Annotated in this window: 24 protein-coding genes and 1 pseudogene; 16 read left to right on the plus strand and 9 right to left on the minus strand. The window is 42.3% G+C overall.

Translation table 11 applies throughout. The features are described from left to right. The first annotated feature begins 1 nt into the window (after nucleotide 1). On the plus strand, nucleotides 2–949 hold the full coding sequence (locus EJ103_RS14385) for an alpha/beta fold hydrolase (RefSeq protein ID WP_126008296.1): 948 nt from the start codon (nucleotides 2–4) through the stop codon (nucleotides 947–949). Here the strand turns inward: EJ103_RS14385 and EJ103_RS14390 are convergent. Beyond that, nucleotides 909–1,826, minus strand: coding sequence for a cation diffusion facilitator family transporter (locus EJ103_RS14390; protein ID WP_029773365.1), 918 nt, complete (start codon nucleotides 1,824–1,826; stop codon nucleotides 909–911). The genes EJ103_RS14385 and EJ103_RS14390 overlap by 41 nt on opposite strands. A gap of 108 nt (nucleotides 1,827–1,934) precedes the next feature. On the opposite strand from EJ103_RS14390, the gene trmL reads away from it, so the two are divergent. Then, entirely contained in the window at nucleotides 1,935–2,399 is a 465-nt protein-coding gene (gene trmL / locus EJ103_RS14395; protein WP_029773366.1) for a tRNA (uridine(34)/cytosine(34)/5-carboxymethylaminomethyluridine(34)-2'-O)-methyltransferase TrmL, read from the plus strand. 97 nt (nucleotides 2,400–2,496) lie between these two features. Here the strand turns inward: trmL and gpsA are convergent, their stop codons facing one another. Genes gpsA through EJ103_RS14415 form a run of 4 tightly spaced genes read right to left on the minus strand, consistent with a single transcriptional unit; the run spans nucleotide 2,497 to nucleotide 4,748 of the window. Next, nucleotides 2,497–3,504, minus strand: coding sequence for an NAD(P)H-dependent glycerol-3-phosphate dehydrogenase (gpsA, locus tag EJ103_RS14400; RefSeq protein ID WP_126008298.1), 1,008 nt, complete (start codon nucleotides 3,502–3,504; stop codon nucleotides 2,497–2,499). Between the two features lie 3 nt (nucleotides 3,505–3,507). Beyond that, nucleotides 3,508–3,993: a protein-export chaperone SecB gene (secB, locus tag EJ103_RS14405; RefSeq protein ID WP_126008300.1), complete on the minus strand. Its 486-nt coding sequence runs from the start codon at nucleotides 3,991–3,993 to the stop codon at nucleotides 3,508–3,510. 34 nt (nucleotides 3,994–4,027) lie between these two features. Then, the gene (gene grxC, locus EJ103_RS14410) at nucleotides 4,028–4,285 is read right to left on the minus strand and encodes a glutaredoxin 3 (protein WP_004588615.1); all 258 of its coding nucleotides are present in this window, start codon (nucleotides 4,283–4,285) and stop codon (nucleotides 4,028–4,030) included. 31 nt (nucleotides 4,286–4,316) lie between these two features. Continuing rightward, on the minus strand, nucleotides 4,317–4,748 hold the full coding sequence (locus tag EJ103_RS14415; protein ID WP_004588616.1) for a rhodanese-like domain-containing protein: 432 nt from the start codon (nucleotides 4,746–4,748) through the stop codon (nucleotides 4,317–4,319). A 585-nt stretch (nucleotides 4,749–5,333) separates the two neighbouring features. Between EJ103_RS14415 and gpmM the strand changes: the two genes are divergently transcribed. The 4 genes from gpmM to EJ103_RS14435 all read left to right on the plus strand — a co-directional run bounded on the left by gpmM (nucleotide 5,334) and on the right by EJ103_RS14435 (nucleotide 10,285). Next, nucleotides 5,334–6,878: a 2,3-bisphosphoglycerate-independent phosphoglycerate mutase gene (gpmM, locus tag EJ103_RS14420; protein ID WP_004588617.1), complete on the plus strand. Its 1,545-nt coding sequence runs from the start codon at nucleotides 5,334–5,336 to the stop codon at nucleotides 6,876–6,878. A gap of 3 nt (nucleotides 6,879–6,881) precedes the next feature. Beyond that, nucleotides 6,882–8,021 carry a peptidoglycan DD-metalloendopeptidase family protein gene (locus EJ103_RS14425; RefSeq protein WP_126008301.1) on the plus strand — a complete coding sequence of 380 codons (1,140 nt, stop codon included), beginning with the start codon at nucleotides 6,882–6,884 and terminating at the stop codon, nucleotides 8,019–8,021. A 36-nt stretch (nucleotides 8,022–8,057) separates the two neighbouring features. After that, nucleotides 8,058–9,323, plus strand: a complete 1,266-nt coding sequence (locus EJ103_RS14430; RefSeq protein ID WP_126008303.1) for a S41 family peptidase — start codon at nucleotides 8,058–8,060, stop codon at nucleotides 9,321–9,323. Between the two features lie 200 nt (nucleotides 9,324–9,523). Continuing rightward, nucleotides 9,524–10,285 (plus strand): divergent polysaccharide deacetylase family protein, encoded by a 762-nt coding sequence (locus EJ103_RS14435; protein WP_126008305.1) that lies wholly within the window; start codon nucleotides 9,524–9,526, stop codon nucleotides 10,283–10,285. 154 nt (nucleotides 10,286–10,439) lie between these two features. On the opposite strand, the gene rpoH is transcribed toward EJ103_RS14435, so the two are convergent. The 4 genes from rpoH to ftsY form a co-directional block, all read right to left on the minus strand. Further along, complete coding sequence (gene rpoH / locus EJ103_RS14440) at nucleotides 10,440–11,303, minus strand: RNA polymerase sigma factor RpoH (RefSeq protein WP_004588621.1); 864 nt, start codon at nucleotides 11,301–11,303, stop codon at nucleotides 10,440–10,442. A gap of 260 nt (nucleotides 11,304–11,563) precedes the next feature. Further along, on the minus strand, nucleotides 11,564–12,550 hold the full coding sequence (ftsX, locus tag EJ103_RS14445; protein ID WP_004588622.1) for a permease-like cell division protein FtsX: 987 nt from the start codon (nucleotides 12,548–12,550) through the stop codon (nucleotides 11,564–11,566). After that, nucleotides 12,547–13,224 carry a cell division ATP-binding protein FtsE gene (gene ftsE, locus EJ103_RS14450; RefSeq protein ID WP_004588623.1) on the minus strand — a complete coding sequence of 226 codons (678 nt, stop codon included), beginning with the start codon at nucleotides 13,222–13,224 and terminating at the stop codon, nucleotides 12,547–12,549. The genes ftsX and ftsE overlap by 4 nt, the downstream gene beginning before the upstream one ends. Before the next feature lie 231 nt (nucleotides 13,225–13,455). Then, entirely contained in the window at nucleotides 13,456–15,531 is a 2,076-nt protein-coding gene (gene ftsY / locus EJ103_RS14455) for a signal recognition particle-docking protein FtsY (protein ID WP_126008307.1), read from the minus strand. A 207-nt stretch (nucleotides 15,532–15,738) separates the two neighbouring features. Here ftsY and rsmD point away from each other — a divergent pair, with 207 nt between their 5' ends. The 10 genes and pseudogenes from rsmD (at nucleotide 15,739) to EJ103_RS14505 (ending at nucleotide 26,686) form a co-directional block, all read left to right on the plus strand. Next, complete coding sequence (rsmD, locus tag EJ103_RS14460) at nucleotides 15,739–16,344, plus strand: 16S rRNA (guanine(966)-N(2))-methyltransferase RsmD (protein ID WP_004588625.1); 606 nt, start codon at nucleotides 15,739–15,741, stop codon at nucleotides 16,342–16,344. Between the two features lie 145 nt (nucleotides 16,345–16,489). Beyond that, nucleotides 16,490–16,705 (plus strand): 30S ribosomal protein S21, encoded by a 216-nt coding sequence (rpsU, locus tag EJ103_RS14465; protein WP_002957797.1) that lies wholly within the window; start codon nucleotides 16,490–16,492, stop codon nucleotides 16,703–16,705. A 20-nt stretch (nucleotides 16,706–16,725) separates the two neighbouring features. After that, on the plus strand, nucleotides 16,726–17,172 hold the full coding sequence (locus EJ103_RS14470) for a GatB/YqeY domain-containing protein (RefSeq protein WP_004588626.1): 447 nt from the start codon (nucleotides 16,726–16,728) through the stop codon (nucleotides 17,170–17,172). A gap of 373 nt (nucleotides 17,173–17,545) precedes the next feature. Then, the gene (dnaG, locus tag EJ103_RS14475) at nucleotides 17,546–19,297 is read left to right on the plus strand and encodes a DNA primase (protein WP_024031414.1); all 1,752 of its coding nucleotides are present in this window, start codon (nucleotides 17,546–17,548) and stop codon (nucleotides 19,295–19,297) included. Between the two features lie 124 nt (nucleotides 19,298–19,421). After that, entirely contained in the window at nucleotides 19,422–21,269 is a 1,848-nt protein-coding gene (rpoD, locus tag EJ103_RS14480) for an RNA polymerase sigma factor RpoD (protein ID WP_054983281.1), read from the plus strand. Nucleotides 21,270–21,335: 66 nt separating this feature from the next. Then, on the plus strand, nucleotides 21,336–22,217 hold the full coding sequence (prmA, locus tag EJ103_RS14485) for a 50S ribosomal protein L11 methyltransferase (RefSeq protein ID WP_126008309.1): 882 nt from the start codon (nucleotides 21,336–21,338) through the stop codon (nucleotides 22,215–22,217). Nucleotides 22,218–22,499: 282 nt separating this feature from the next. Beyond that, nucleotides 22,500–23,412, plus strand: a pseudogene (gene dusB / locus EJ103_RS14490) (tRNA dihydrouridine synthase DusB). A gap of 19 nt (nucleotides 23,413–23,431) precedes the next feature. Beyond that, on the plus strand, nucleotides 23,432–23,722 hold the full coding sequence (fis, locus tag EJ103_RS14495) for a DNA-binding transcriptional regulator Fis (RefSeq protein WP_002957804.1): 291 nt from the start codon (nucleotides 23,432–23,434) through the stop codon (nucleotides 23,720–23,722). Between the two features lie 458 nt (nucleotides 23,723–24,180). Further along, nucleotides 24,181–25,767, plus strand: a complete 1,587-nt coding sequence (gene purH, locus EJ103_RS14500) for a bifunctional phosphoribosylaminoimidazolecarboxamide formyltransferase/IMP cyclohydrolase (protein ID WP_126008310.1) — start codon at nucleotides 24,181–24,183, stop codon at nucleotides 25,765–25,767. Nucleotides 25,768–25,864: 97 nt separating this feature from the next. Continuing rightward, the gene (locus EJ103_RS14505; RefSeq protein ID WP_126008312.1) at nucleotides 25,865–26,686 is read left to right on the plus strand and encodes a class I SAM-dependent methyltransferase; all 822 of its coding nucleotides are present in this window, start codon (nucleotides 25,865–25,867) and stop codon (nucleotides 26,684–26,686) included. The last annotated feature ends 9 nt before the right edge of the window (nucleotides 26,687–26,695 follow it).

A 26,695-nucleotide genomic window follows, 5' to 3' on the forward strand; every position in this document is an offset into this window, starting at 1 on the left:
CATGTTTTACAGTACCGAATCAGCGCTTGAAAGTAACCAAGCACGCATTAATCACTTTTACGAAAATGTACTTAATAAAAACTATTTTAATGCATCTGAAGGTAAACTGTTTTTTGCTCACGCAGTGCCAGAAACAGCTAACACTGCCATAGTAATTAGCTCTGGGCGCATAGAAGGGCTTGAAAAATACAAAGAGCTGCTGTGGGAGCTTTACACTAATAACTATGCGGTATTTATAGCCGACCACCAAGGGCAAGGCCGCTCGTATCGACCGTTAAAAAATAAGCACAAAGGGTATGTAAAACGCTTTAGTGACTACAGTGCCGACTTAGATTTATTTAATCAACATATTGTAAATAAGCACTGGCAAGGCAAAAAAATATTATTAGCCCACTCTATGGGCGGCGCTATAGCGTACGATTATTTTGCAAATTACCCGCATACTTTCAGCGGTGCGTTTTTATCAGCGCCCATGTTTGATATTTACACTAAAGGTATTCCTAAACCGGTGGCTAAATTTATAGCCCGCGCCGCCACAAAGCTCGGTTTTGGCTACAGTTATGCGCTAGGGCAAAACGATTACAACCCAGAAGAATTTGCGCTTAATACCTTAACCAGCAGCCAAGTGCGGTACAACCTATTTAGGCTCACTTATCAACAACAGCCTCTTTTACAGTTAGGCGGCGTTACATATGGCTGGTTAAATGCAAGCTTTGCTTTTATGTCTGCCGTGGATACCCACACAATCAACCTCCCTATTTTTATTGCCAGCGCACAAAACGATGAAGTGGTTGATAACAACGCGCAACAAAAGCTCGTAAATAGGCTCCCTAATGCCGAGCTGAAAAGCTTTGCAGGGGCTAAGCACGAGTTATTGTTTGAACGCGACGAAATTAGAAAACCTGTGCTTATGCGCTTGTATCAGTTTTGTTCTTCGTTTGATACTTAGGTACGACCGAGAGCGGATCTAGATGAATTAAAATATCAACCTCAGAGTCAAAGCGCTCGGCAAGCGCCTTTTCTACATCGTCAGCCACATTGTGGGCACGTATTAAACTTAAATGGTCATCAAGCTCTAAGTGCATTTGCATAAACTTAATTTTACCGCCTTGGCGAGTGCGGATATCATGTACACCGTGTACATCTTTATGTGCATTAGCAATATCTAAAATACTTTGCTTTTCATCATCTGGGAGTTCTTTATCCATTAGATGATCGGCACTCTCACACGCAATATCCCAACTGTTATAAAGTAAGTAACCGGCAACGCCTATGGCAAACAGCGGATCTGCGTATAACACCCCATAGTACGAGAGCAAAATAGCAAGTAATACCGCCGCATTTAAAATTAAATCCCCTTTGTAATGCACCGAGTCTGCTTTAATAGCGATGGATTCGGTATGCTTAACCACTTTGATCTGAAAAAACACAATCACTAACGTACAAGCAATAGCAAATATACTCACCCACACACCTAACAGTGAATGACTAAGCACAATTGGGTTAAATAATCGCTCAATACCGTGAAACGCCAATAAGCACCCCGACCCTGCTATAAACGCAGCCTGACCAAGTCCGGCTAGGGCTTCTGCTTTGCCATGACCAAAACGATGATCGTCATCTGCTGGGCGCAGTGCATATCCTAGCACTAAAAAGCTCATGGCCGTGGCGGTAATATCCATTAATGAATCGGTTAATGAGCCAAGCATAGAAGCTGAACCCGATGCCAACCATGCCCAGGTTTTAGCGGCTATCATTAAGCTAACCATAACCATGGTAACTATGCTTGATGTTTTAACCCAAAATTCGTAACTACGGTGATGCACGTTAATATTCACTACTTGCGGTATTCAATGGCGCGAGTATATCATTTTTTTTACCGGTTTCGTGTATACTGCCACTCGTCAAATTATAGATTAATAGAAAGGCGCATTATGCTGGATATCGTTTTATATCAACCTGAAATTCCACCAAATACAGGAAATATCATACGCTTGTGTGCAAACACAGGTTACTCATTGCATTTAATTGAGCCATTAGGTTTTGAGTGGGATGATAAGCGAGTAAAACGTGCCGGGCTAGATTACCACGAGTTTAGTAACGTACAGCGCCATGCCTCGTTTGAAGCCTACCTTGAAAAGTGCCAACCTAAAAAAGTGTATGCATGCACTACTAAAGGCAGCCAGTTTCATCACGAAGCCAGTTATGAAGCCGGTGATTGCTTGGTATTTGGGCCAGAAACTCGCGGTCTCCCCGATGAGATGATTCAAGCGCTACCTAACGATCAGCGTGTGCGCATTCCTATGCAGCCCAATAGCCGTAGTATGAACCTATCAAACGCTGTGGCGGTATTCGTTTATGAATCATGGCGCCAGCTAGGCTTTCCTAACGCGCAATAAGCACCTTGTACCAAACAATAAAAAACCGACATAGCGTCGGTTTTTTTAATAGCAAAGCATGTTCATGCTTTTAATAAAATGGGCATTATATGCTCATTTATTCGGCGCGCTGCTCTCGGCCTAATAACGCCATGGCGGCTTCTTTCATATCTTTATTTTCATAAAGTACTTTATAAATTTGCTCAGTAATGGGCATTTCTACACCGGCGCGTTGTGCTAATAAATACACTTCTTTTGTGTTTCTAAAGCCTTCAACAACTTGCCCAATAGACTCAATAGCAGCATCAACCCCTTCACCTTTACCTAATGCCAAACCAAAGCGACGGTTGCGCGATTGATTGTCGGTACATGTTAAGATTAAATCGCCAAGTCCAGCCATACCCATAAAGGTTTCTTGCTTTGCCCCCAAGGCACACCCTAAGCGCGTTAGCTCAGCTAAGCCGCGAGTGATCAGTGCAGTACGTGCATTAGCACCAAAGCCCACCCCATCAGACATACCAGCACCAATGGCTATTACATTTTTAACCGCGCCACCTAACTGAATGCCAATAAAGTCATCGTTGTTGTACACGCGGAACGAGCGCCCACAATGGAGTAAATCTGCAAGTTGTTGCGCAAACTCCGTTGAGGTAGACGACACCGATATAGCGGTAGGTAGCCCCATTGCCATTTCTTTTGCAAAGGTTGGTCCTGATAAAACCGCAAGCGGCATTTCATCACCTAGTTCCTGCAGGGCAACCTCTTGTAACAAGCGACCAGTATTTGGCTCAAGCCCTTTTGTTGCCCACGCAACTTGCGCACCTTCAACCAGCGCAGGTTTAATTTGCTGCAATGTATCTGCAAAGGCATGGCTTGGCACAACCACAAGTACAATGGCACTGCTGGCTACGGCTTGTTGTAAATCGGCTTGTAATAAAAGAGTGTAGGGGAATGGTACATCAGGAAGGTAACGTTGATTTTTCCGCTCAGCTGCAAGCGTGGCAACGTCGTCGCTATTGCGACCCCAAAGTGTCACTTGGTGACCATTTCGGGCTAAGCAAATAGCAAGAGCGGTGCCGTAAGACCCCGCTCCTAATACAGTAACAGCTGAAGTTGCTGTACTCATAAATTATGCGTCTGCTGAAACCTGCTCAGCTTGCGCAGTACGTTGTTGCATGTATTGTGCAAATAACGCATCAAAGTTCACTGGCGCAAGGTTAAGCTGTGGGAAAGTACCACGGTTAACAAGATTAGATACGGCTTCACGCGCGTATGGGAATAACACGTTAGGGCAGTATGCACCTAGCATATGTGCTAGTTGTACTTCTTCAAGCTCACCAACTGTAAAAATACCGGCTTGCTGAATTTCACATAAAAACGCAGTTTCTTCACCAATAGAAGCAGTAACCGTTAATGCTAAAACCACTTCAAACACACCTTCGTCTAGCTTATTAGAGCGCGTGTCTAGGTCTAGTTTAACTTCTGGCGTCCATTCTTTTTGAAAAATCGCAGGCGAGTTAGGCGTTTCAAACGATACATCTTTAGTGTAAATACGTTGAATAGTAAATTGTGCGCCACCTTCTTGTACTGCTGCGTTTTGATTTTCTTCGTTCATTGTGCTTCCTACGTGTTAGTTTTTATAATTAAAATTAAGCATTTAGCTTAGCGTCAAGTTTACCTTGCGCTTCAATAGCCATCATGTCGTCGCAGCCACCGATATGTTCATCATTAATAAAAATTTGCGGTACTGTGCTTGCGCCACCTGCTTTAGCAATCATTTCATCGCGAAGCTCTGGTTGAACACCAATATCAATATTTGTGTACTCAACGCCTTTACTGTTTAAAAGTGCAAGAGCACGTTGGCAAAATGGACAGTACGCTTTGGTGTATAAAACAACATTACTCATAATAAATCCTCTATCGGTACTACTAAACTGATTAGCGACCTGTTGTAGTTGGAAGGCTGGCAGATTGCCACGACCCCATACCACCTGATAATACATAAACCGATTCAAAGCCTGCTTTATGCATTGCATTAGCAATACCTTGAGCAGTCATGCCTGTGGCACATACTAGTATAATGGGTTTGCTCTTGTGCTTTTCAAGGCTTGAAAAGTCAGATTGTTTTGCTTTTTCAGGGCTTAAGTGTTCAGCACCCGCAATACGACCTGCGTTAAATTCTTTTTGAGCACGAATATCAACTACTTTGCCATCTTCACGATTAATAAGAAGTGTTAATTGCTGTGGGTTTATTTCTCTCACTGCTGAAAACTTGCTCTTTATCCAGCCGCTTACAATAAGGAATACAAGACCAACCCAAGCTAGGCTTAAAATAGGATGATTTGTAATAAATTCAATATATTGATCCATTCTACTTCCACTATGAAATTATGTTCTAAACCTAGGGCGTGTTGGCCTTTGTGGATTGAAATTTGTTCAATCTAGGGGCGATTAAATCGCGGCGCGAGATTTGTAACCTAGTGGGCTAAGTAAAAACCAAGCAAAGCTTCCGCGTCCTGCTCACGCCCCTTACCTACATCCATGTAGGCAACAAAAAGGTAATAGCCCCTAGAAAGAACCCAACGGGCAGCGCATGTTTGGTATTTATGCTACTTTATCGCCTATGTATGGGGAATAACCACACTTCATAGGCTCTGCCTTACCTAACCTAAAAACCAAACATACTGCTGCAAATTCAGCCACCAAAGTGCAACACGCCCTAATATTCTAGGTATTTTGTACTTTAGCCACGCAAGTATACCCAAACCAAGTTAAAATGCGAGTTTGCTGCGCTTTAAAAACACATAAAGCGCCCCATATATGAAAGTAAGTAAAAAATTTAATATCTTGTTCTCAGTGCTGATTCTGGCGCTAAAACACGGTATGCTAAAACTAACCAGATAACCTTTTCGGTGCACAGTGCCCATCAACAGGTGCTAATTTTCAGGAGCTATTATGACAGAGCATAAAAAACCACTGGTATTAATGATTTTAGACGGTTGGGGATACCGCGAAGATGAGCAAAGCAATGCGATTCTTGCAGCCAACACCCCCGTTTTAGACAACCTATGGGCAACCCGTCCACGCACATTAATTTCAGGCTCAGGTTTAGATGTAGGCTTACCTGAAGGGCAAATGGGTAACTCAGAAGTAGGCCATGTAAATTTAGGTGCTGGTCGTGTTGTTTATCAAGACTTCACTCGCATTACCAAAGCAATCAACGATGGCGAATTTGACTCAACTCCTGCACTTGTTGAAAACATCGATAAAGCAGTCGCTGCAGGCAAAGCCGTGCATATTATGGGTTTATTAAGCCCAGGTGGTGTTCACAGCCACGAAGATCATATTGTCGCAAGTATTCAATTAGCCGCTAAACGCGGTGCAAAAGAAGTATATTTTCATGGCTTTTTAGATGGCCGTGATACACCACCACGCAGTGCTAAAGCATCAATAGAGCGTATAGAAGCCTTATTTGCCGAGCTAAATTGTGGCCGCTTAGCGTCTCTTGTGGGGCGTTATTACGCCATGGACAGAGACAACCGTTGGAACCGTGTAGAAAAAGCCTACAATGTAATGGCATTAGGTGAAGGCGAATTTAATTATGCTGATGGTGTATCGGCATTAGAAGCCGCCTATGAGCGCGACGAAAACGATGAATTTGTAGCTCCAACCACCATCACGCCACAAGGCACTGAAGCAGCACAAATAAATGATGGCGACACCATCATCTTTGCTAATTTTAGAGCCGACCGTGCCCGTGAAATTACCCGTGCCTTTGTAGAGCCAGGCTTTGATGGGTTCGAAAAGAAAAAATCACCACAGTTAAGCGCATTTGTAATGATGACAGAATACTCAGCCGATATTGATGCCCCTGTCGCATTTGGGCCTACGCCATTGGTAAACGTATTAGGTGAATGGCTTGAAAAAAATGGCAAAACGCAGCTACGTATTTCTGAAACAGAAAAATACGCTCATGTTACGTTTTTCTTTAGTGGCGGACGCGAAGATGAATTTGAAGGCGAATCACGCGAATTAATTCCTTCTCCACAGGTTGCCACTTACGACCTTCAGCCAGAAATGAATTCAGAAATGCTAACCGACAAACTTATTGAAGCTATTAAAAGCGGTAAGTTTGATGCCATTATTTGTAATTACCCGAATGGCGATATGGTGGGTCACTCTGGTGTGTTTGAAGCCGCGGTTAAAGCCTGTGAAGCTGTTGATGCATGTATAGGCCGCGTGGTAGAAGCCCTAGATGAGTTTGGTGGTGAAGCGCTTATCACAGCCGATCACGGTAATGCAGAGCAAATGGCAAATACTGCCACGGGCCAAGCTCATACCGCTCACACTAGCGAGCCAGTGCCATTTATTTATGTAGGACGCGATGCAACGCCAAGTGAAGGCAAAGCATTAAGTGATGTAGCACCTACTATGCTTCACCTTATGGGCATGGAGCAACCAAGCGAAATGACCGGCACGCCAATCATGACGTTGAAATAACACATGAGCAAACCAGTAAATTGGTTTAGTGTTTATACATTTGTATTGGTTTCGTTAGTGGTTGCCCCTGCAACCGCTAACGAAAACCGCACTAAAAAAGACCTATCTGAAGTGCAATCTGCATTAGAGCAAAGCCAAGCAGAGTACAATGCACAGCGAAAAAAAATTGCCGCACTGCAAAAAAACTTAAAAAAACACGAGTTAGAAATAGCTAAAAATGCCAAAGCCCTCAATATGGCTGAGCAATCAGTAAAAGAAACCGAGCAAAAACAACAAGCACAGCAACAAAAAGCACAGCAATTAAAAGCTCAACATGCGCAATTTCAAGCCATTTTAGCTGCCCAGCTAAAAAGTGCTTACATGGCTGGGGGCGACGACTACCCCAAAATGCTTTTAAACCAGCAAGACACAGCTAAATTTGAGCGTACATTAAGCTATTACAACTATTTAAATAAAGCGCGCATAGAGCAAATTGAAGAGCTTAAAGTACTACAACAACAAATTGCAGAAAACCAAGCCGCACTTGCCAAAACCAAACAAAAATTAGCCGTCTTATTTGAAGAACAAAAAAGACGCCAAAGCGCGCTAGTAAACGCCCAAAGCGAGCGCCAAACTAACCTTAAAAACTTACAAGCACAGCTCAATAGCACTAAAAGTTCGATTAATTACTTAAAAGACAACGAGCAAACATTAATCACCACCATTGAAGAACTTGAGCAAGAGAAGACTCAAAAAATTGAATTACTCGGCCTTAATAAAAGTAAAGGCAAGCTTAATTGGCCCAGCAAAGGAAAGCTAAAACACACATTTGGTCAGCGCAAACATGGCGGCATAGACTGGAAAGGTGTGTTAATTGGTGCAAAAGAAGGCACTAATGTAAACAGTATTAATAATGGTCAAGTTGTATTTGCTGATTGGCTTAAAGGCTTTGGCTGGGTTATTGTGGTTGATCATGGTGAGGGCTTTATGAGCCTATACGGCCATGCGCAAACATTATTAAAAGATGTGGGCGACATGGTTCGAGAAGGCGAAACGCTGGCATTAGTAGGTCAAAGCGGCGGACAGTCGAGTTCTGGTCTATACTTTGAAATACGCCACAAAGGACGCGCAGTAAATCCTGTTAAATGGTGCAGACGTATTTAAGTGAATAAAACAGCTGCACCGCATTAGGAGCAGCTGATGACTCAAAAAATACCACAACCACGCTCATTTCCCTCTTCCCGTACGCGCTATTCGTTTTTATTGTGCGCATTAACCTGTATTGCTATTTTTTGTTTTAGCAATTCATTACTTGCCAGCTCAGTTAAAGATCTTAAAAGTCAGCAAATTTCTGAAATACTCTTCAACATTAAAGCCTATTATGTTGATGACTTATCACTGACAAAAGGTGCACAGGGTGCCTTTAATAATCATCAAGTCGAAATTTTACTCGACCAGCTAGACCCTTATTCTAAATACCTCGATGAAAATGACTTAGACGCTTTGTTTAACAATACAAATGGCCATTACACTGGCGTGGGCATTGAAGTGAAAGACATTGACAGTGACATTACTATTGTCGGTGTAGTTAAAAACTCCCCAGCCAAAAAGGCCGGTATTTTAGCGGGCGATATTATAGTTAGTGTTAATGGTACAAACACGCAAACACGTAGCTTAGAGCAAGTAGCTGCGTTGATAAAAGATACCCGCTTTAACGCGGTTAAACTAACAATACAACGCGCAGGGCAGCAGCAACCAATTAGCTTTGCGGTAAATCGCAAAGAAATAAACTTAGAAAGCGCCACTAGCCAATTACTCGACTCAGGCACTGGATATTTAGCCATAAATAATTTTTCTAATCACACCTTACATGAAGTGGCGCTGCAGGTAGCTGCACTTAAAAATGATTATCGCACGCCCCTTAAAGGGTTAGTCATTGATTTACGTGACAACCCAGGTGGTACTTTACAAAGCGCAGTGGCGGTAGCGGATCTATTTTTACAAAGCGGCACTATAGTCACCACTAAAGGGCGCTATTACGACGCTAATCAAGCCTACTACGCTAAACGAGGCGACATACTAAAAGGCTTGCCTATTGTGGTGCTTATTAATGAAAATTCGGCCTCTGCGGCAGAAATACTCGCCGCTGCTTTAAAAGACAATCAGCGCGCTACAGTGGTTGGTAATCAGTCTTATGGCAAAGGATCGGTGCAATCTTTGATCCCACTCGGTGATGGTAATACAGCGCTAAAATTAACAACTGCTAAGTACTTTACACCTGCGGGCGTATCGATTGAAGGTGTAGGAGTTACCCCCGATGTAGCAATTGCGCAAGCAACCCTTCCACAATCAAATAAAGCCGTTATAATAAAAAATGAGCAGAACAAAAATGCACCACAATTTGAACATGAAATACTGGGCGACTTGCAGTTAGTAAAAGCTAAGCAATTACTTAGCATGCAATAGTAAATAATCTGAACTCTAGGTAAGCGATTTAATAACAGAATAAATATTAACACTATTAGATTCTGCTATTCTTTAGCTATAAATTTTAAGTAAACTCAAGGCAGTTAGCGCTAAAAATGGCTGCTGAGATAGCTTTATTACCCGGCGCTGAGATTAAAAAATACCCTTAATAAATTAAAAAGATAATAAAAACTATAAACGTGAAAATAATAAAATGGCTGTTGTTGGCTATCTGCTTTGTATCTAGCACTGCTTGGGCAAAGCAAATAGCCATCGTAATTGATGATATTGGCTATCATCAGCGAGATTTAGAATTTCTTACCTTACCAGGGCAATTGTCGTATTCAATTTTGCCCCACACACCCTACTCTCAAATTTTTGCCACGCTTGCCAGCCAAGCAAATAAAGAGCTTTTATTGCATGTACCTATGCAAGCCTTAAACGGTAAAGCACTCGGCCCTGGCGGGCTTACCGTAAATATGGATAAAGAACAGCTACAAAAAACTTTAGGCACCGCGTTGGCAAGCTTACCGCAAGTAAAAGGGGTTAATAACCATATGGGGTCGGCACTCACTCAACAAAGCCAAGCCATGAAGTGGACTATGGAAGTACTTAAAAAACGTAATTTATTCTTTTTAGATAGCCGTACTACCGACTTAAGCCAAGCGCAAAATGCGGCAAATTTTATCGGGGTTGAAAATATTGGCCGCCATGTGTTTTTAGACAATATAACCACGCATGAGCAACTGCAGCAAAGGCTGGATGAGCTAAAATATAAAGCGACTAAACATCACTTTGCCATAGCGATTGCCCACCCCTACCCAGAAACCATCGACTTTTTACGCCAAGCGCTACCTAAGCTCACCGAGCAAGGCTTTGAGTTAGTTCCGGTATCGCAACTAGTGCATAAAAAATACATACAATTAGCGCAGGCGCAAGGTAAAGGGATCAACGCTAGGTAGCTTTAGGCGGTATTTTAAGTATATTTAAGCCATACAACCAAGCTAACAAAAACAATATTAAATAGCTAAAACGTTGATTAAAATACTCATAGCCACAAAGCAAAAGCCCCGCATATTAATGCAGGGCTTTTTAAGTTTTACTATTTTTGCGCTATTAGCTCATAGCACTTTGCAGCTTTTTCATCGCTGTTTTTTCTAACTGGCGAACACGCTCAGCAGATACACTGTATTTTTCAGCAAGCTCTTGTAGTGTTGCTTTGTCATCAGACAACCAGCGTGCACTTACAATGTCTTGTGAGCGTTCGTCTAGCGTTTTAAGCGCGCTAAATAAACGAGTATGTGACTGCTCTTGCCATTGTTGCTGCTCAATATCGTCAGCTAAATCAGCTGAGCCGTCTGTTAAGTATTGTACTGGTGAATATGTACTTGTTGGTGCGTCGTCGTTATCGTCGCCCGTTAAGTCAAAGCCCATGTCTTGGCCGCTCATGCGCGATTCCATTTCACGAACTTCTTTTTCACTCACACCTAGCTCATTAGCTACAGTGCTTACTTCAGCTTGGTTAAACCAACCTAAACGTTTTTTGTTTTTACGAAGATTAAAAAACAATTTACGTTGCGCTTTAGTGGTCGCAACTTTTACGATGCGCCAGTTTTTAAGCACAAACTCATGAATTTCTGCTTTAATCCAATGTACAGCGAAAGACACTAAACGTACACCCACACTCGGGTCGAAACGCTTAACCGCTTTCATCAGGCCTATATTGCCCTCTTGGATTAAGTCGGCTTGCGGTAAACCATAACCCGAGTAGCTTTTAGCAATATGTGCTACAAAGCGTAAATGCGACATAATGAGTTGCTTTGCAGCACTAAGATCGCCTTCTTCTTGAAGTCGTGTTGCTAGCTCTTTCTCTTGCTCAGCTTTAAGCATAGGAATTGTGCTAACCGCTTGAAGGTAGCCGTCCATACTTGCGCTTTGTTGCCCAACTGTAAGTGCCATTGCGTATAAATCTTTACTCATTTTTCACCTCGGTGATAAACATTTGAAACCATCTTAGCACTCTTTCTCTAAGAGTGCTAACCCCAATTTAAAACTTTTTTTAAGCGTAAATCAAGCGGTTTTTTAGTGTATGTTAAGTCTACTACATGCGACTGAATAAGTGATGAACTAAGGGATTGCAAGAGATTAGCGCAAGCGTAACAGCGCATTTACAACTAATCTCATTTGAGGATAATAATATACAAACATGACATTTTTGAGTCAGCCATTAGCAGCCGTACTTATACTTTATCAGGCTCAATTTCTTTAATATATCGGTTAACCGATAAGTAAGAACCAATAAAGCCTAAGCTGGTTGCTAGTAATACTAATGCGCCAAACTCATTAAGCGTTAAACCAATTAACGAAAAGCTTGTTTGATACACGCCTGCAACGCTGCTTACTGCGCTAGTTAACCACCACATCATTAAGGCAATACAAATAAATGCAAACAAGCCCCCTATAACGCCATACCAAATACCGGTCCACAAAAACGGAGCGTGTATAAACGTATTGGTAGCACCTACTAACTTCATTACTTGTATTTCTTCTTTTTTGTCCATAATCGATAAACGAATCGTATTACCAATAATAAGCGTGACAGAGGTAAGAAGTAATAAAGCAATTGTGATAACGCTTTCTTTTAATAAGTCTAATAATGCATTTAGGCGCTCAAGCCAAGCAATATCAAGCTTACCAAAATCTACTTCGCGCTCGTTCTCAAGCTTTGTAAGCAGCGCTTTAGCCGCATTAGGCTGGCGATGCCGCTTAGTAGGTGTCACTAATACAACATCGGGTAGCGGGTTGCTATCTAGGTATTCTAAAGCTTGCCCAAACCCCGACACATCTTTAAATTCAGTTAATGCTTGTTGCTTAGAAATAAATTCAACACTTTCTACCTCGGCGTAAAGTGCTAAACGCTTTACTAAGGTTTGTGTTTCTTGTTCGCTCATACTTTCTTTTACAAAAAGCGATATTTCACTGGCTTCTTCAAACCCGCTACTGACTTGCTGTACATTTTTTACGACTAAATAAAGCGTTGCAGGCAATGTTAAACTTAGCCCAAGTACAGCAATTGTCATTAATGATGCAAGTGGCGTACGCCACATTTCACCTAAACTGTGCACCCCTTGGCGAAAAATATTAATAATAAAAAAATAACCGCCAGCTATGGCTGATTTTTTTTGTTTATCGTTTGAGTTTTGGCGTCCTTTAAATAACAAGCTCACAGCGTGCCCTCCGCAAGTGGGTCTTCAAGCATACGGCCATCTTTTAAAGTCAGGCTACGGTATTTTAAACGCGACACCAGACCTAGATCGTGTGTTGCTATAAGTACTGTCGTACCGTGTTTATTAAAATCTTCAAATAGCCTTAATATTTCCATAGAGAGCTCGGGGTCAAGGTTACCCGTTGGTTCATCAGCTAATAAAATAGGCGGAGAATTTACAATCGCTCTGGCAATACCTACGCGTTGCTGCTCACCACCAGAGAGTGTAGAAGGATGGCATTTAACTTTATCTAACAGCCCTACTTTATCTAGCGCACCATGGACTCGTTTAGCGATTTGTTTATGATGAGTGCCTTCAATAATCAACGGCAGTGCAACGTTATCAAACACAGTGTAACGCTCTAACAAACGATGATTTTGAAAAATAATACCAATATCGCGGCGCGCATAAGGAATTTGCCGAGAATTAACTTTATTTAAATCAACACCATTAATTAGCACGTTGCCTGCAGAGGGGCGCTCCATTAAGCTAATGAGCTTTAATAAGGTACTTTTACCCGCACCACTGTGGCCTGTTAAAAAAGCCAGTTCGCCAGGCTTAATATGAAATGTAACTTTTTCGAGAGCGCGATGCCCACCCGGATAGGTTTTACTTACTTGCTGAAAATTTATCATTTTTTATTATGCCAGTCCCAAATTAGTAAAATGGAATTCCTTAGCTAGGGCCTGTTGACCTTTCAGGATTGAAATTTGCTTTGCCTAGAGCCTATTTAATCGCGGCGCAAGGTTTATAGCCCAGAGGACTAAGTAAAACCTAGCAATAAAAAGAAATAGCCCAAAGGGCAGCGCATGTTTAATCTCAAAAGATAAACAGACCAAAAAAGGGAGCAAGCTCCCTTTTATGTATTAAGCGTCATCCTCATCTTGGCTAAATAAAGCGTCAATAAAGTCATCGCTTTTAAATGCGCGTAAATCATCAATACCTTCGCCAACACCAATGTAACGAATAGGAATATTAAATTTATCTGCAACCGCAAATATAACCCCACCTTTAGCAGTACCATCAAGTTTTGAGAGGGTAATACCGGTTAAACCAACACATTGATTAAATAAGTTTACTTGGCTAATTGCATTTTGACCTGTACCCGCATCAATGGTTAGCATAACTTCATGCGGTGCATCAGGGTCAATTTTCTTCATTACGCGGGCTATTTTTTCAAGCTCTTGCATTAAGTTATCTTTATTTTGCAAGCGCCCTGCTGTATCAGCAATTAATACATCTACATTACGCGCTTTAGCGGCTTGAAATGCATCAAACACCACCGAGGCACTATCTGCACCAGTGTGCTGGGCAATAACAGGAATGCTGTTACGCTCGCCCCACACTTGCAGTTGCTCTACGGCTGCTGCACGAAAGGTATCACCTGCGGCCAACATAACCGACTTACCTTGATTTTGAAATTGCTTAGCTAACTTACCAATGGTTGTCGTTTTACCTACGCCGTTTACACCGACCATTAATATAACAAATGGTTTTTTATCAGCATGTATCTCAAGCGGTTGCTCAGCTGTTTTAAGCATTGCGGCCATTTCTTGCTTCATTAAGTCATAAAGCGCATCGCCATCTTTAAGCTGCTTGCGATCGGCGGCATCAGTAAGGCTATCAATCAGCTTCATGGTGGTATCAACACCTAAATCGGCGGTAAGAAGCTGTGTTTCCAAATCTTCAAATAAATCATCGTCTATTTTTTTACCACTAAAAATAGATGCAAAGCCAGAGCCTATATTTACACGGGTTTTTAATAACCCTTTTTTAAGACGTGAAAAAAAGCCTTCTTTTTTAGGCTTTTCGGCAAGTTTAGCTTCTTCTTTTGCAAGCTCTGCCGTAATGCGCTCTTGCTCTAAGCGATCAGCTTCGGCCTCTGCTGCAATACGTTCTTGCTCTGCACGCTCGGCCTCTGCTTGCTCTGCTTGCTCTGCTGCAATTCGTTGTTGTTCTAAGCGCTCAGCTTCTGCTTGCTCGGCGGCAATTCGCTGTTGCTCTAAACGCTCGGCCTCTGCTTGCTCTGCTGCAATACGCTCTTGCTCTACACGTTCAGCTTCTGCTTGCTCTGCGGCAATTCGCTGTTGCTCTAAACGCTCAGCTTCTGCTTGCTCTGCGGCAATACGCTCTTGCTCTACACGTTCAGCTTCTGCTTGCTCTGCGGCAATTCGCTCTTGCTCTACACGTTCAGCTTCTGCTTGCTCTGCGGCAATTCGCTGTTGCTCTAAACGCTCAGCTTCTGCTTCTGCAGCAATACGCTCTTGCTCTGCACGTTCAGCTTCTGCTTGTTCTGTGGCAATTCGCTGTTGCTCTAAACGCTCAGCTTCCGCTTCTGCAGCAATACGCTCTTGCTCTGCACGTTCGGCTTCTGCTTGTTCTTGTACAATACGATCTTGTTCTAAGCGATCAGCTTCAGCTTTTTCTGCTGCAACACGCTCTTGCTCTAAACGCATTTGCGCTTCTTGCTCTGCTAAACGAGCGGCTTGTGCTTGTTGTTGTACCTGTGCTTCAGCTTGCTCTTTCGCAAGCAACTCAGCGTTGGCTTTTTCAATTGCTAATTTTTCATCTTGCTCAGCTTGCTCACGCTCTGTGTCTAAACGTTGTTGCTCAGCTCGCTGTGCAGCCATGCGCTCTTGCTCTAAACGCATTTGCGCTTCGTGCTCAGCTAAACGTGCAGCTTGTGCTTGTTGTTGCGCCTGTGCTTCGGCTTGCTCTTTTGCAAGCAACTCTGCATTAGCCTTTTCAATTGCTAAACGCTCTGCTTGTGCTTTTTCAGCAGCAATACGCGCTTGTTCTTCACGCTCTGCTTCAGCCTTTTCTGCCGCTAAGCGCTCAGCCTCTTGTTGCTGAGCTAATGCCTGTTGTTTATCAGCTTCTGCTTGTTTTTTATCTGACTTACCAAAACCGAGCCAAGACATGAATTTACTTTTTTTTGCCATACTTGCTAATAACCACTTATAAAAATCTGATAAACTAAAATTTGAAATAGCTTGGTGTGGCTCAGCAAAGCGTGCCGGCCAAACAACCGTTCAAAACGTAAGTGCTAAATAGTAACACTTTTAATGCGGTTGAAAAATGAAGCTAAACGTAAACTACGCACAATATTATCTGAGCTAGATCCCTTATACCATTTTTTAGTGACCTAAATGAGAAAAAAAACAACGAAAAATAAAGCAATTAGCAAATCTACTGACGGCTTTATTAGAGTAATCAGCGGGCAATTTCGTGGCCGTAAACTGCCGGTAAAAAATGTAGAAGGGCTACGCCCAACAACAGACCGCATTAAAGAAACCGTGTTTAATTGGTTAATGCAAGATACGCGCGATGCAACAGTACTCGATTGCTTTGCAGGCTCTGGCGGGCTTGGCTTTGAAGCGCTTTCTCGGTTTGCTAAAAGCACCACGTTTATCGAACTAGATGCCTCGGCTGCTAAGCAAATTGAGCAAAATATTAGTACCTTAAAGCTTGAAAATGCACAGGTAAAACACACTAATTCACTCTCATATTTAGAGCAAAAGAATACAAATTCACCATTTAATTTAGTTTTTGTTGACCCACCATTTCGTAAAAACTTAGCGCAAAGTAGCTGTGATTTATTAGAAAATAACCAATGGCTTAGCGAAGACGCGCTCATTTATGTTGAGGTAGAAACCGAACTAAGCAGCTTTTCACAACCAGATAACTGGCTGTTAATTAAAGAAAAAAAAGCAGGACAAGTATTCTGCAGGCTATACCAACGCCAGCCAAATTAACACTATTTAAGCCGCTGCATTTCTGTTAATATTATCCTTTACATGTGGTGTTGCTTCGGATTACAATACCGCACCATTTTTGAACCACTTGATCAATGTTTGATCAACTTGAGCAACGCTCATAATTTAGGTAGGTGAATTTTTAATGCCAGTAATTAAAGTAAGAGAGAACGAACCGTTTGACGTAGCACTTCGTCGCTTCAAGCGTTCATGTGAAAAAGCAGGTATCCTTTCAGAAGTTCGTCGTCGCGAGCACTATGAAAAGCCAACAGCTGAGCGTAAGCGTAAAAAAGCTGCAGCGGTTAAGCGTCACATGAAGAAGCTTTCTCGCGATAACGCACGTCGCGTTAAATTATACTAATAGTATTAGGTCTTGTATAAATGAGCCTTTTAATAACGCTAAAAGATGCGCAAAAAGATGCGATGAGAGCGAAAGACAAACAACGTCTTAACCCTATTCGCATGGTACTTGCCGCAATCAAGCAACGTGAGATTGACGAGCAAATAACACTAGACGACGCAGGTATTACCTCCGTTATAGTGAAGCTTGTTAAACAACGTCGTGATTCTTACACTCAGTACAAAGATGCTGGGCGTGAAGATTTAGCCGAAATTGAAGCCAATGAGATCGCAGCACTAGAAACTTTTTTACCTCAACAATTGAGTGAAGAAGAAATAGTTGCCCTTATTGATGCGGCTATTGCTGATACTAATGCAGCAGGTATGCAAGACATGGGTAAAGTAATGGGCATAATCAAAAGCAAAGCCGAAGGACGTGCCGATATGGGCAAGCTTTCTGGTTTAATTAAGCAACGATTAACAGCCTAATACTCCCACATACACAAAGTATGATTAAAGCAAACCGAGCCTAGTGCTCGGTTTCTTCGTTTAAGTAGACAAACAAAACGCTTTTAAGTAATGCTCGTGCATGTAATTAAGTGATTTATTGTGTAGCTACAAAAGCACATTGAGGGCTAGGTAAAATGGGTTATTTAGGGCTAACACTTACCTGCGCCTGCACTGCTCTACCTTCAATATCCTAGCTTTGTACGCTGTTAGCGTCAGGTTTAGCACCTGAAAATGATTAAGTATTATTGCCCATGGATATAATGTAACTTTTTAGCTTACCGATACCCCTTTTATAAATGCGCGCATTGTGTTGAAATTACACCTCACCAATTGTTAGGACTACTTACAAAACATGGCTGGAAAGATCCCACGAAATTTTATTGACGATTTACTCGCCAGAACAGATATTGTAGAGCTAATAGACTCTAAAGTTGGTCTTAAAAAAGCAGGTAAAGACTACCAAGCTTGCTGCCCTTTCCACAACGAAAAATCTCCCTCGTTTACTGTTTCTCAAGATAAACAGTTTTACCACTGCTTTGGCTGTGGTGCTAATGGCAACGCTATTTCGTTTGTTATGGAATACGACAAGCTTGAATTTGTTGATGCCATAGAAGAGCTTGCAAGCCTTTTAAATTTAGACGTACCTCGCGAGAAAGGCAGTAGCTCAGCACCTGAGCGCACAGCAGCGCAAAAGCGCTCAGATTACGATTTAATGTTACACACAGCACGCTTTTACCAGCATCAATTAAAGCACCACAGTAACTCTGCTGCGGTGATTGATTATGTAAAAGGGCGTGGTTTAAGTGGCGAAACCGTTAAAAAGTTTATGATTGGTTATGCGCCGAGCGAATGGGAAGCGCTGTGCCAACAACTTGGCCGAACAAAAGAGCAAAAAGAACAGTTGGTCGAGCTTAAGCTCGCCTCCGAAAAAACACCAGGTAGGCAGTTTGATTTTTTCCGCGATCGGTTAATGTTCCCTATTCGTGATAAACGTGGCCGTGTTATCGCCTTTGGCGGGCGTGTAATGCAAGCCGACCAAGGGCCAAAATACCTCAACTCACCAGAGACCCGCATTTTTCATAAAGGCTTTGAGCTATATGGCCTTTATGAGGCAAAACAAGCACATAAAAAGCTTGAACATGTACTTATTGTAGAAGGTTACATGGATGTAGTTGCACTTGCAGAGCAAGGTATTGAATATGCCGTAGCTGCGCTTGGCACCGCAACAACAAGCGAGCATATGCATACGCTATTTAGAACCACCGACAAAGTTATTTGTTGTTACGATGGCGACAGAGCTGGCCGCGACGCTGCATGGCGAGCACTAGAAAATGCCCTGCCCTACTTAAACGATGGCAAAGCATTACACTTTGTATTTTTACCTGACGGCGAAGACCCTGATTCACTGGTTCAGCAAGAAGGTAAAACACAGTTTGAGCAACGCTTAAGCCAAGCAGATGATTTTACCAAAGTGTTATTTAATAAGCTTAGCCAAGAAGTAGACCTAACACTCGACTCAGGCAAAGCGAAGCTATTAAGTGCCGCTTTGCCGTTAATTGAAAAAATTCCGAGTGAATTTTACCAAGAAAATATTTTAGAGCAGTTAGGGCGATTAATTGGCCGTACGCGTGAGCAGCTAAATAGCCGCTTAAAAACACCAAAGCAACAACACGCTGTTGAGCGAAAATTTAAAATTACCCCAATGCGCCAAGCTATTGGTATTTTAATTCAGCACCCACAGTTAGCTAAAAGTGTGCCCCATTTGCCAGAATTGGCGCAAATGAACATAGCGGGTATTGGTTTGCTACTGCGCTTACAAGAGCGCGCACTGCAAAAAGACAATGCTAACACAGCGGTTTTACTCGAATCATTTAGAGATTCCGAGGATTACGAACCGCTAGTAAAGCTTGCCACATGGCAGCACCAAATTAGTGATGAGCGTTTAGAGACTGTTTTTCAAAATACTTTTAAATTTATTGAAGATCAGTGTTTAAATTATCGACTAGAGACCCTATTAATAAAGGACAAGACACAGGGCTTATCAAGTGATGAAAAACTAGAATGTCATTTACTTATGACAGCGCTAAAAGCGAGTAACAGCTAGTCAGACTTGATTTAAACTGTTATACTGTGCTATTCACTGCGTCACATTATTAAAGTTAGTTAAAAGGCTAACTCTATGATGACGCCTGTTGTATCAACTTATCAGAGTGGAAGAAACAATCTCTATGGATCCAACTCCTCAGTCACAATTAAAACTTCTGATTCAAAAAGGTAAAGAGCAAGGCTACTTAACTTTTGCTGAAGTAAATGATCACCTTCCACAAGACATAATCGACTCAGATCAAGTAGAAGATATCATTAGCATGATTAATGACATGGGTATCAAGGTTAGCGAAAACGCGCCTGATGCTGATGAATTAATGATGCAAGAAACCACGACAGACGAAGACGCAGCAGAAGCTGCTGCTGCAGCCCTTGCAACTGTAGAAAAAGAAATTGGCCGTACAACTGACCCTGTGCGCATGTATATGCGTGAAATGGGTACTGTTGAACTTCTTACACGTGAAGGCGAAATTGTAATCGCTAAGCGCATTGAAGAAGGTATCAATCAGGTACAAATTTCTGTTGCCGAATACCCTGAAGCGATTACTTACCTACTTGAACAGTGGGATAAGTTTGAAGCAGAAGAAATGCGCTTAAGCGACATTATTTCAGGCTTTTTCGACCCTAACGAAGACGAAGCGCAAATCTCAGCAACTCACATTGGCTCTGAATTAAGTGAAGAACAACTTGATGAAGACGATGATGAAGATGACAAAGACAGCGATGACGATGAAGACGAAGAAGAAGTAGATACAGGCCCAGATCCAGAAGAAGCCCGTATTCACTTTGAAAACTTACGTGATTTATACGTTAAAGCTCGCGCTACCTTTGATGAAAAAGGGCGTTCGCACCCAGATTCTCAAGCCGCTATTTTTGAAATTGGCGAGCTTTTCAGAACCTTTAAATTAGTACCAAAACAGTTTGATCGCATGGTTAATAACATGCGTGAAATGATGGATAGAGTGCGTATTCAAGAACGCCTTATCATGAAACAAGCGGTACAAATTGCTAAGCTACCTAAGAAAACGTTTATTAAGCACTTTGCTAATAACGAAACTGACTCAGCGTGGCTAGACCTAGAAATAAATGCTAACGAAAAACACTCAGCTAAACTTGAAGAAGTGAAGCCTGAAATTATTCGTTGCATTCAAAAGCTATGTGTAATTGAAGAAAGCACAGGCTTAAGCATTGAGCGTATTAAAGACATTAACCGTCGTATGAGCATTGGTGAAGCAAAAGCACGCCGTGCGAAAAAAGAAATGGTTGAAGCTAACTTACGTCTTGTAATCTCAATTGCTAAAAAATACACAAACCGTGGTTTACAGTTCTTAGATTTAATCCAAGAAGGTAACATTGGCTTGATGAAAGCGGTAGATAAGTTTGAATACCGCCGTGGTTATAAGTTCTCGACTTATGCTACGTGGTGGATTCGCCAAGCGATTACCCGCTCAATTGCTGACCAAGCAAGAACAATCCGTATTCCAGTACATATGATAGAAACGATTAATAAACTTAACCGTATCTCTCGTCAAATGTTACAAGAAATGGGTCGTGAGCCAAATCCTGAAGAATTAGCAGAACGCATGATGATGCCTGAGGATAAAATCCGTAAGGTACTTAAAATTGCCAAAGAGCCAATTTCGATGGAAACACCAATCGGTGATGATGAAGATTCGCACTTAGGTGACTTTATCGAAGATACCACTATTGATTCGCCAATCGACTCGGCAACAATGGAATCTCTTCGTGGCGCAACAAACGACGTGCTAGCAGGCCTTACAGCCCGTGAAGCTAAAGTACTTCGTATGCGCTTTGGTATTGATATGAATACCGACCACACCTTAGAAGAAGTAGGTAAACAGTTTGACGTAACACGTGAGCGTATTCGTCAGATTGAAGCGAAAGCACTGCGTAAATTACGCCACCCTTCTCGCTCTGATTTACTAAAAAGCTTTTTAGACGCTAAATAATTTAGCGCTTCATATAAACTAAAAAGGCCGCTGTAGCGGCCTTTTTTCTATTTAAAGGAAACAACCATGGCTTGGATCCAAATCCGTATCAATGCCAATGCTGCTACCGCAGATGCAGTGAGTGACTTATTAATGGAAGCAGGCAGCGCCTCTGTTACTTTTATTGACGCTAAAGACACGCCTATTTATGAGCCTAAAATTGGCACCGTTGAGTTTTGGGCCGATACCACTGTAATTGGTCTATTTGAAGCCAATCATGATATGAACGCGGTAATTGCTTTACTTAAGCGTCATGATGAAATTAAAGACACACTGGTATACAAAATTGAGCAACTAGAAGATAAAGACTGGGAACGTGAGTGGATGGATAACTTTCACCCAATCCAGTTCGGCGAAAAACTGTGGATCTGCCCAAGCTGGCGCGACATTCCAGACCCAGATGCAGTTAATGTACTGCTCGACCCAGGTCTTGCGTTTGGTACGGGTACGCATGCAACAACGGCATTGTGCCTTAAATGGTTAGAAAGCCAAGATTTAAGTGGTAAAACAGTGGTTGATTTTGGTTGTGGCTCGGGAATTTTAGGCATTGCAGCCATTAAACTTGGTGCAGAGCGCATGATAGGTATTGATATTGACCCGCAAGCGCTTGAAGCAAGCTTAGATAACGCACAACGTAATGGCGTAGCCGATAAGCTTGAGGTATACCTACCAGAAAACCAACCTGAGTTTAGTGCTGATATTGTAGTGGCTAATATTTTAGCGCAGCCGCTGCGTGAGCTTCACAGTGTAATTTTGGGATTACTTAAACCGGGTGGCAAAATTGCTATGTCGGGCATATTAGAAGAGCAAGCCCAATCGGTTGCCGATATTTACGCACCCTTTATTGAGCTTGACGATATTGCACTAGAGGGTGGTTGGACCCGTATAAGCGGTACAAAAAATAGCTAACCACATACATTTATAAATTTAGAGTTTTAACTCAAAACTTGCATGTAAAGCCTGTATTTAACAGGCTTTACTATTTTTTTACAGTTAGAAAATTAGCACGCATAATTTAACAAAATTATTTTTTGTTTAAATTTCAAACAAATCGACCCACTTGTCATGCGGTTATCAAAAGTCAATACGAAAAGGGCAAAAAAAAGTCACTTTTGTTCAATTTATAGCCTTTGATTTTTCCTAAAAAAACCGTAAACTTAGCGCCCCTTGAAAAGAGGCCTATTGAATACAGTGCGTATCGGTTCATACCAACTTGAGAATAATGTAATAGTCGCGCCAATGGCAGGTATTACAGACAGACCATTTAGACAGCTTTGCCGCCGCTTAGGCGCAGGCTTGGCCGTGTCTGAAATGTTATCGTCAAACCCGAAGGTTTGGAAAACTGAAAAATCGATGAACCGTATGGATCACAGCGGTGAGTCGGGTATACGCGCGGTGCATTGCACAGATCATAGATATCAATATGGGGTGCCCAGCAAAAAAAGTGAACAAGAAACTCGCAGGCTCTGCATTATTACAGTTTCCTGAACTTGTGGAAGAGATAGTTGATGCAGTGGTTAACGCTGTTGATATCCCGGTCACACTTAAAATCCGTACAGGATGGGATCAGGACAACCGTAATGGTGTAGAGATTGCGAGAATAGCTGAGCGTTATGGCATTGCGTCACTTGCCGTACATGGGCGTACACGCGCATGTATGTACAAAGGTGAAGCAGAATATGCCACGATTAGGGATATAAAACGCTCAGTGTCGATACCTGTGGTTGCTAATGGTGATATTACATCTCCAGAAAAAGCAAAGCAGGTTTTGGACTATACGGGTGCAGATGCCATCATGATTGGCCGAGCCGCCCAAGGTCGCCCTTGGATATTTAGGGAGATAGACCACTATTTGCGAACTGGAGAACACTTACCACCACCTGCTATTTCAGAGGTGCGAAGTATTTTAATGGAGCATTTAGATAACCTCCATGCGTTTTACGGCGAGCCAATGGGAGCGCGAATCGCTCGCAAACATGTATCTTGGTATTTGCAAACCCATGACAGTGACGGTCAGTTTAGGCGAGTATTTAATGCGCTCGACAACCCACAAGCACAGGTTGACGCATTAACGCAATACTTTAAAACACTAGCAGCTAACTAAGAAAGAAAGAGATTAAATAATGTTCGAACAAAACGTGACTTCTCCATTTATCACAAACCCTCATGTTCAGTCACACGAGAAACCGCAGCCATTGCGTGATGCAGTAAAAAAAGCTGTTCACCACTATTTAAAGCAGCTTAACGGTCAAGATGTGCAAGACGTTTACGACCTTGTTCTTTCAGAGCTAGAAGCGCCATTACTTGAAGAAGTAATGACATACACACGTGGAAACCAAACTCGTGCGGCAATTTTACTAGGTATCAACCGTGGTACTTTACGTAAAAAGCTTAAAAAATACGGCATGAACTAATACCAATTATATTGAAAGCGTAAGCATGCTAACGAGCTAAACAAGCCCATAACGGCGTTAAAAATTTCTTATGTAGAATAACTACACTGTAAAATTTTTGCCTTGTTATAGACTTGTTTTTCTATCGTTATAACTGCTTACTAATCCAATACAATTGGTATCATGCAAAAAAAGCACCTTAGGGTGCTTTTTTTATGCGCACAATTTAGTATAGATGTTGCAAATGCTCACGCTTTTTGAGTAGTAATCAGTTAAAATGCCCGCTTCTAAGCTAGCTCATTAACTGAGGAAATTAAACTACAATGGATACTCATCGTCCTATTCGTCGCGCACTATTAAGTGTGTCGATGTTGCAAAATGCTCACGCTTATTGGCGCTTTATAAGTCGTTTTTTGAGTAGTAATCAGTTAAAATGCCCGCTTCTAAGCTAGCTCATTAACTGAGGAAATTAAACTACAATGGATACTCATCGTCCTATTCGTCGCGCACTATTAAGTGTGTCTGATAAAACCGGTATTGTTGAATTTGCCCGCGCACTAGAAGCGCAAGGTGTAGATATTTTATCAACTGGCGGTACCTGCAAACTCCTTGCTGATAACGGCATAAAAGTGACTGAAGTATCAGATCACACAGGTCATCCTGAAATCATGGATGGTCGCGTAAAAACCCTTCATCCTAAAATTCACGGCGGTATTTTAGCGCGTCGCGGACAAGATGAAAGCGTAATGGCAGATAACAACATCTCTGCTATCGATATTGTTGTAGTTAACTTATACCCCTTTGCGAATACTGTCGCTCAAGAAAACTGCAGCCTTGAAGATGCTATTGAAAACATTGATATTGGCGGACCTACCATGGTTCGTGCAGCCGCTAAAAACCACAAAGACGTCACCATCGTGGTAAACGCAAACGATTACGAGCGCGTTATTAGCGAAATGCAAAGCAACAATGGCTCAACAACGTACAAAACACGTTTTGATTTAGCCATTGCCGCGTATGAGCACACAGCTCAGTACGATGGCATGATTGCTAACTACTTTGGCAAAATGGTACCTGATTACACTGAAGAAGCCGCTGAAGAGACTAAATTCCCACGCACTATCAATATGCAGTTCACTAAAAAGCAAGATATGCGTTACGGTGAAAACTCACATCAAGATGCTGCTTTTTATGTTGAAAACAATGTAAGCGAAGCGTCTGTAGCAACAGCTACTCAGCTACAAGGTAAAGCCCTGTCGTTTAATAACATTGCAGATACCGACGCAGCACTTGAGTGTGTTAAAGAATTTGATGTACCTGCATGTGTTATTGTTAAACACGCAAACCCGTGTGGCGTTTCAATTGGCGAAGATATTCTTAGTGCTTACGACCGCGCCTTTAAAACAGATCCAACCTCAGCGTTTGGTGGCATTATTGCCTTTAACCGCGAGCTTGACGCTGCAACAGCACAAGCCATTGTTGAGCGTCAATTTGTTGAAGTAATTATTGCTCCTAGCGTTTCAAGCGAAGCAGCAAAAATTGTTGAAGCGAAAAAGAACGTACGCTTATTAGCGTGTGGTCAATGGAGTGGCAAAGCAACTGGCCACGATATTAAACGCGTTAACGGCGGTGTTTTAGTACAAGACCGCGACCTAGGCATGGTTACCCAAGGCGATTTAAAAGTCGTATCTAAGCGCCAACCTTCTGAGCAAGAACTTAAAGATTTACTATTTTGCTGGAAAGTGGCTAAGTTTGTTAAATCAAACGCGATTGTATATGCCCGCGACGGTATGACCATTGGCGTAGGCGCAGGCCAAATGAGCCGTGTTTACTCAGCTAAAATAGCGGGTATTAAAGCCGCTGATGAAAACCTAAAAGTACCTGGCTCTGTAATGGCATCAGATGCGTTTTTCCCATTCCGTGATGGTATAGACGCAGCCGCAGCCGCTGGTATTACTGCGGTTATTCAACCGGGTGGTTCAATGCGCGATGAAGAAGTTATCGCCGCCGCTGACGAAGCTGGCATGGCGATGGTATTTACCGGCATGCGCCACTTCCGCCACTAATCACACAAAGGGTTAAACACAACGTTTAGCCCTTTTTGTTTGCAATCAATTCACGTATTCTGGTTCAACACCTATATAAAATGTTAAGGAACAAACGATGAAGTTTGCACTAAAGTCACTACTTGTTGCCTCGCTTACGCTGACCTCAACAATGGCACTTAGCCATAACCACGAGTCAAGCCTTAGCCATGCTATTCAATCAAGCGAGCGTAGCGCTAAAAATAGCGCCCGCGATGAATACCGTCACCCTGAGCAAACACTGGCATTTTTGGGTTTTAAACCAACAATGACTGTGGTTGAAATTGCCCCTGGTGGTGGTTGGTACAGCGAAATTTTAGCCCCAGCACTTAAAGAGCAAGGCTTATATTACGCAGCGCATTTTCCGAGTGATTCATCGGTAGGTTACTACCAGCGCTCTTTAGCTGGCTTTAAGAAAAAAGTGGCCGAAGATGAGCGTTTTAGCAAAGTAAAAATTTCTGAGTTTGCCCCATTAACGCACACTGATATTGCCCCAGCCGGCACTGCCGACATGGTATTAACCTTTCGCAATGTACATAACTGGTACATGGGTAAAGACACTAAAGGCGCACTCAGTGCATTTAAGTCTTTTTATAAAGCGTTAAAACCAGGTGGCGTATTAGGTGTAGTTGAACATCGCTTAGATGAAAGCCGACCTGATGAGGATCAAAAATCAACCGGCTACATGAAGCAAAGTTACGTGGTCGATTTAGCTAAAAAAGCTGGATTTGAATTAGTTGCAAGCAGTGAGATTAACGCCAATCCAAAAGATACAGCCGATCACCCTAAAGGGGTGTGGACGCTACCACCTAGCTTACGCCTTGGCGAACAAGACGCTGATAAATACAAAGCTATTGGTGAAAGCGACCGTATGACGCTGAAATTTAAAAAACCGCTTTAAATAGGAATA

Source organism: Pseudoalteromonas sp. Xi13, from assembly GCF_003952205.1.
GTDB classification, from domain to species: Bacteria; Pseudomonadota; Gammaproteobacteria; order Enterobacterales; family Alteromonadaceae; genus Pseudoalteromonas; species Pseudoalteromonas atlantica.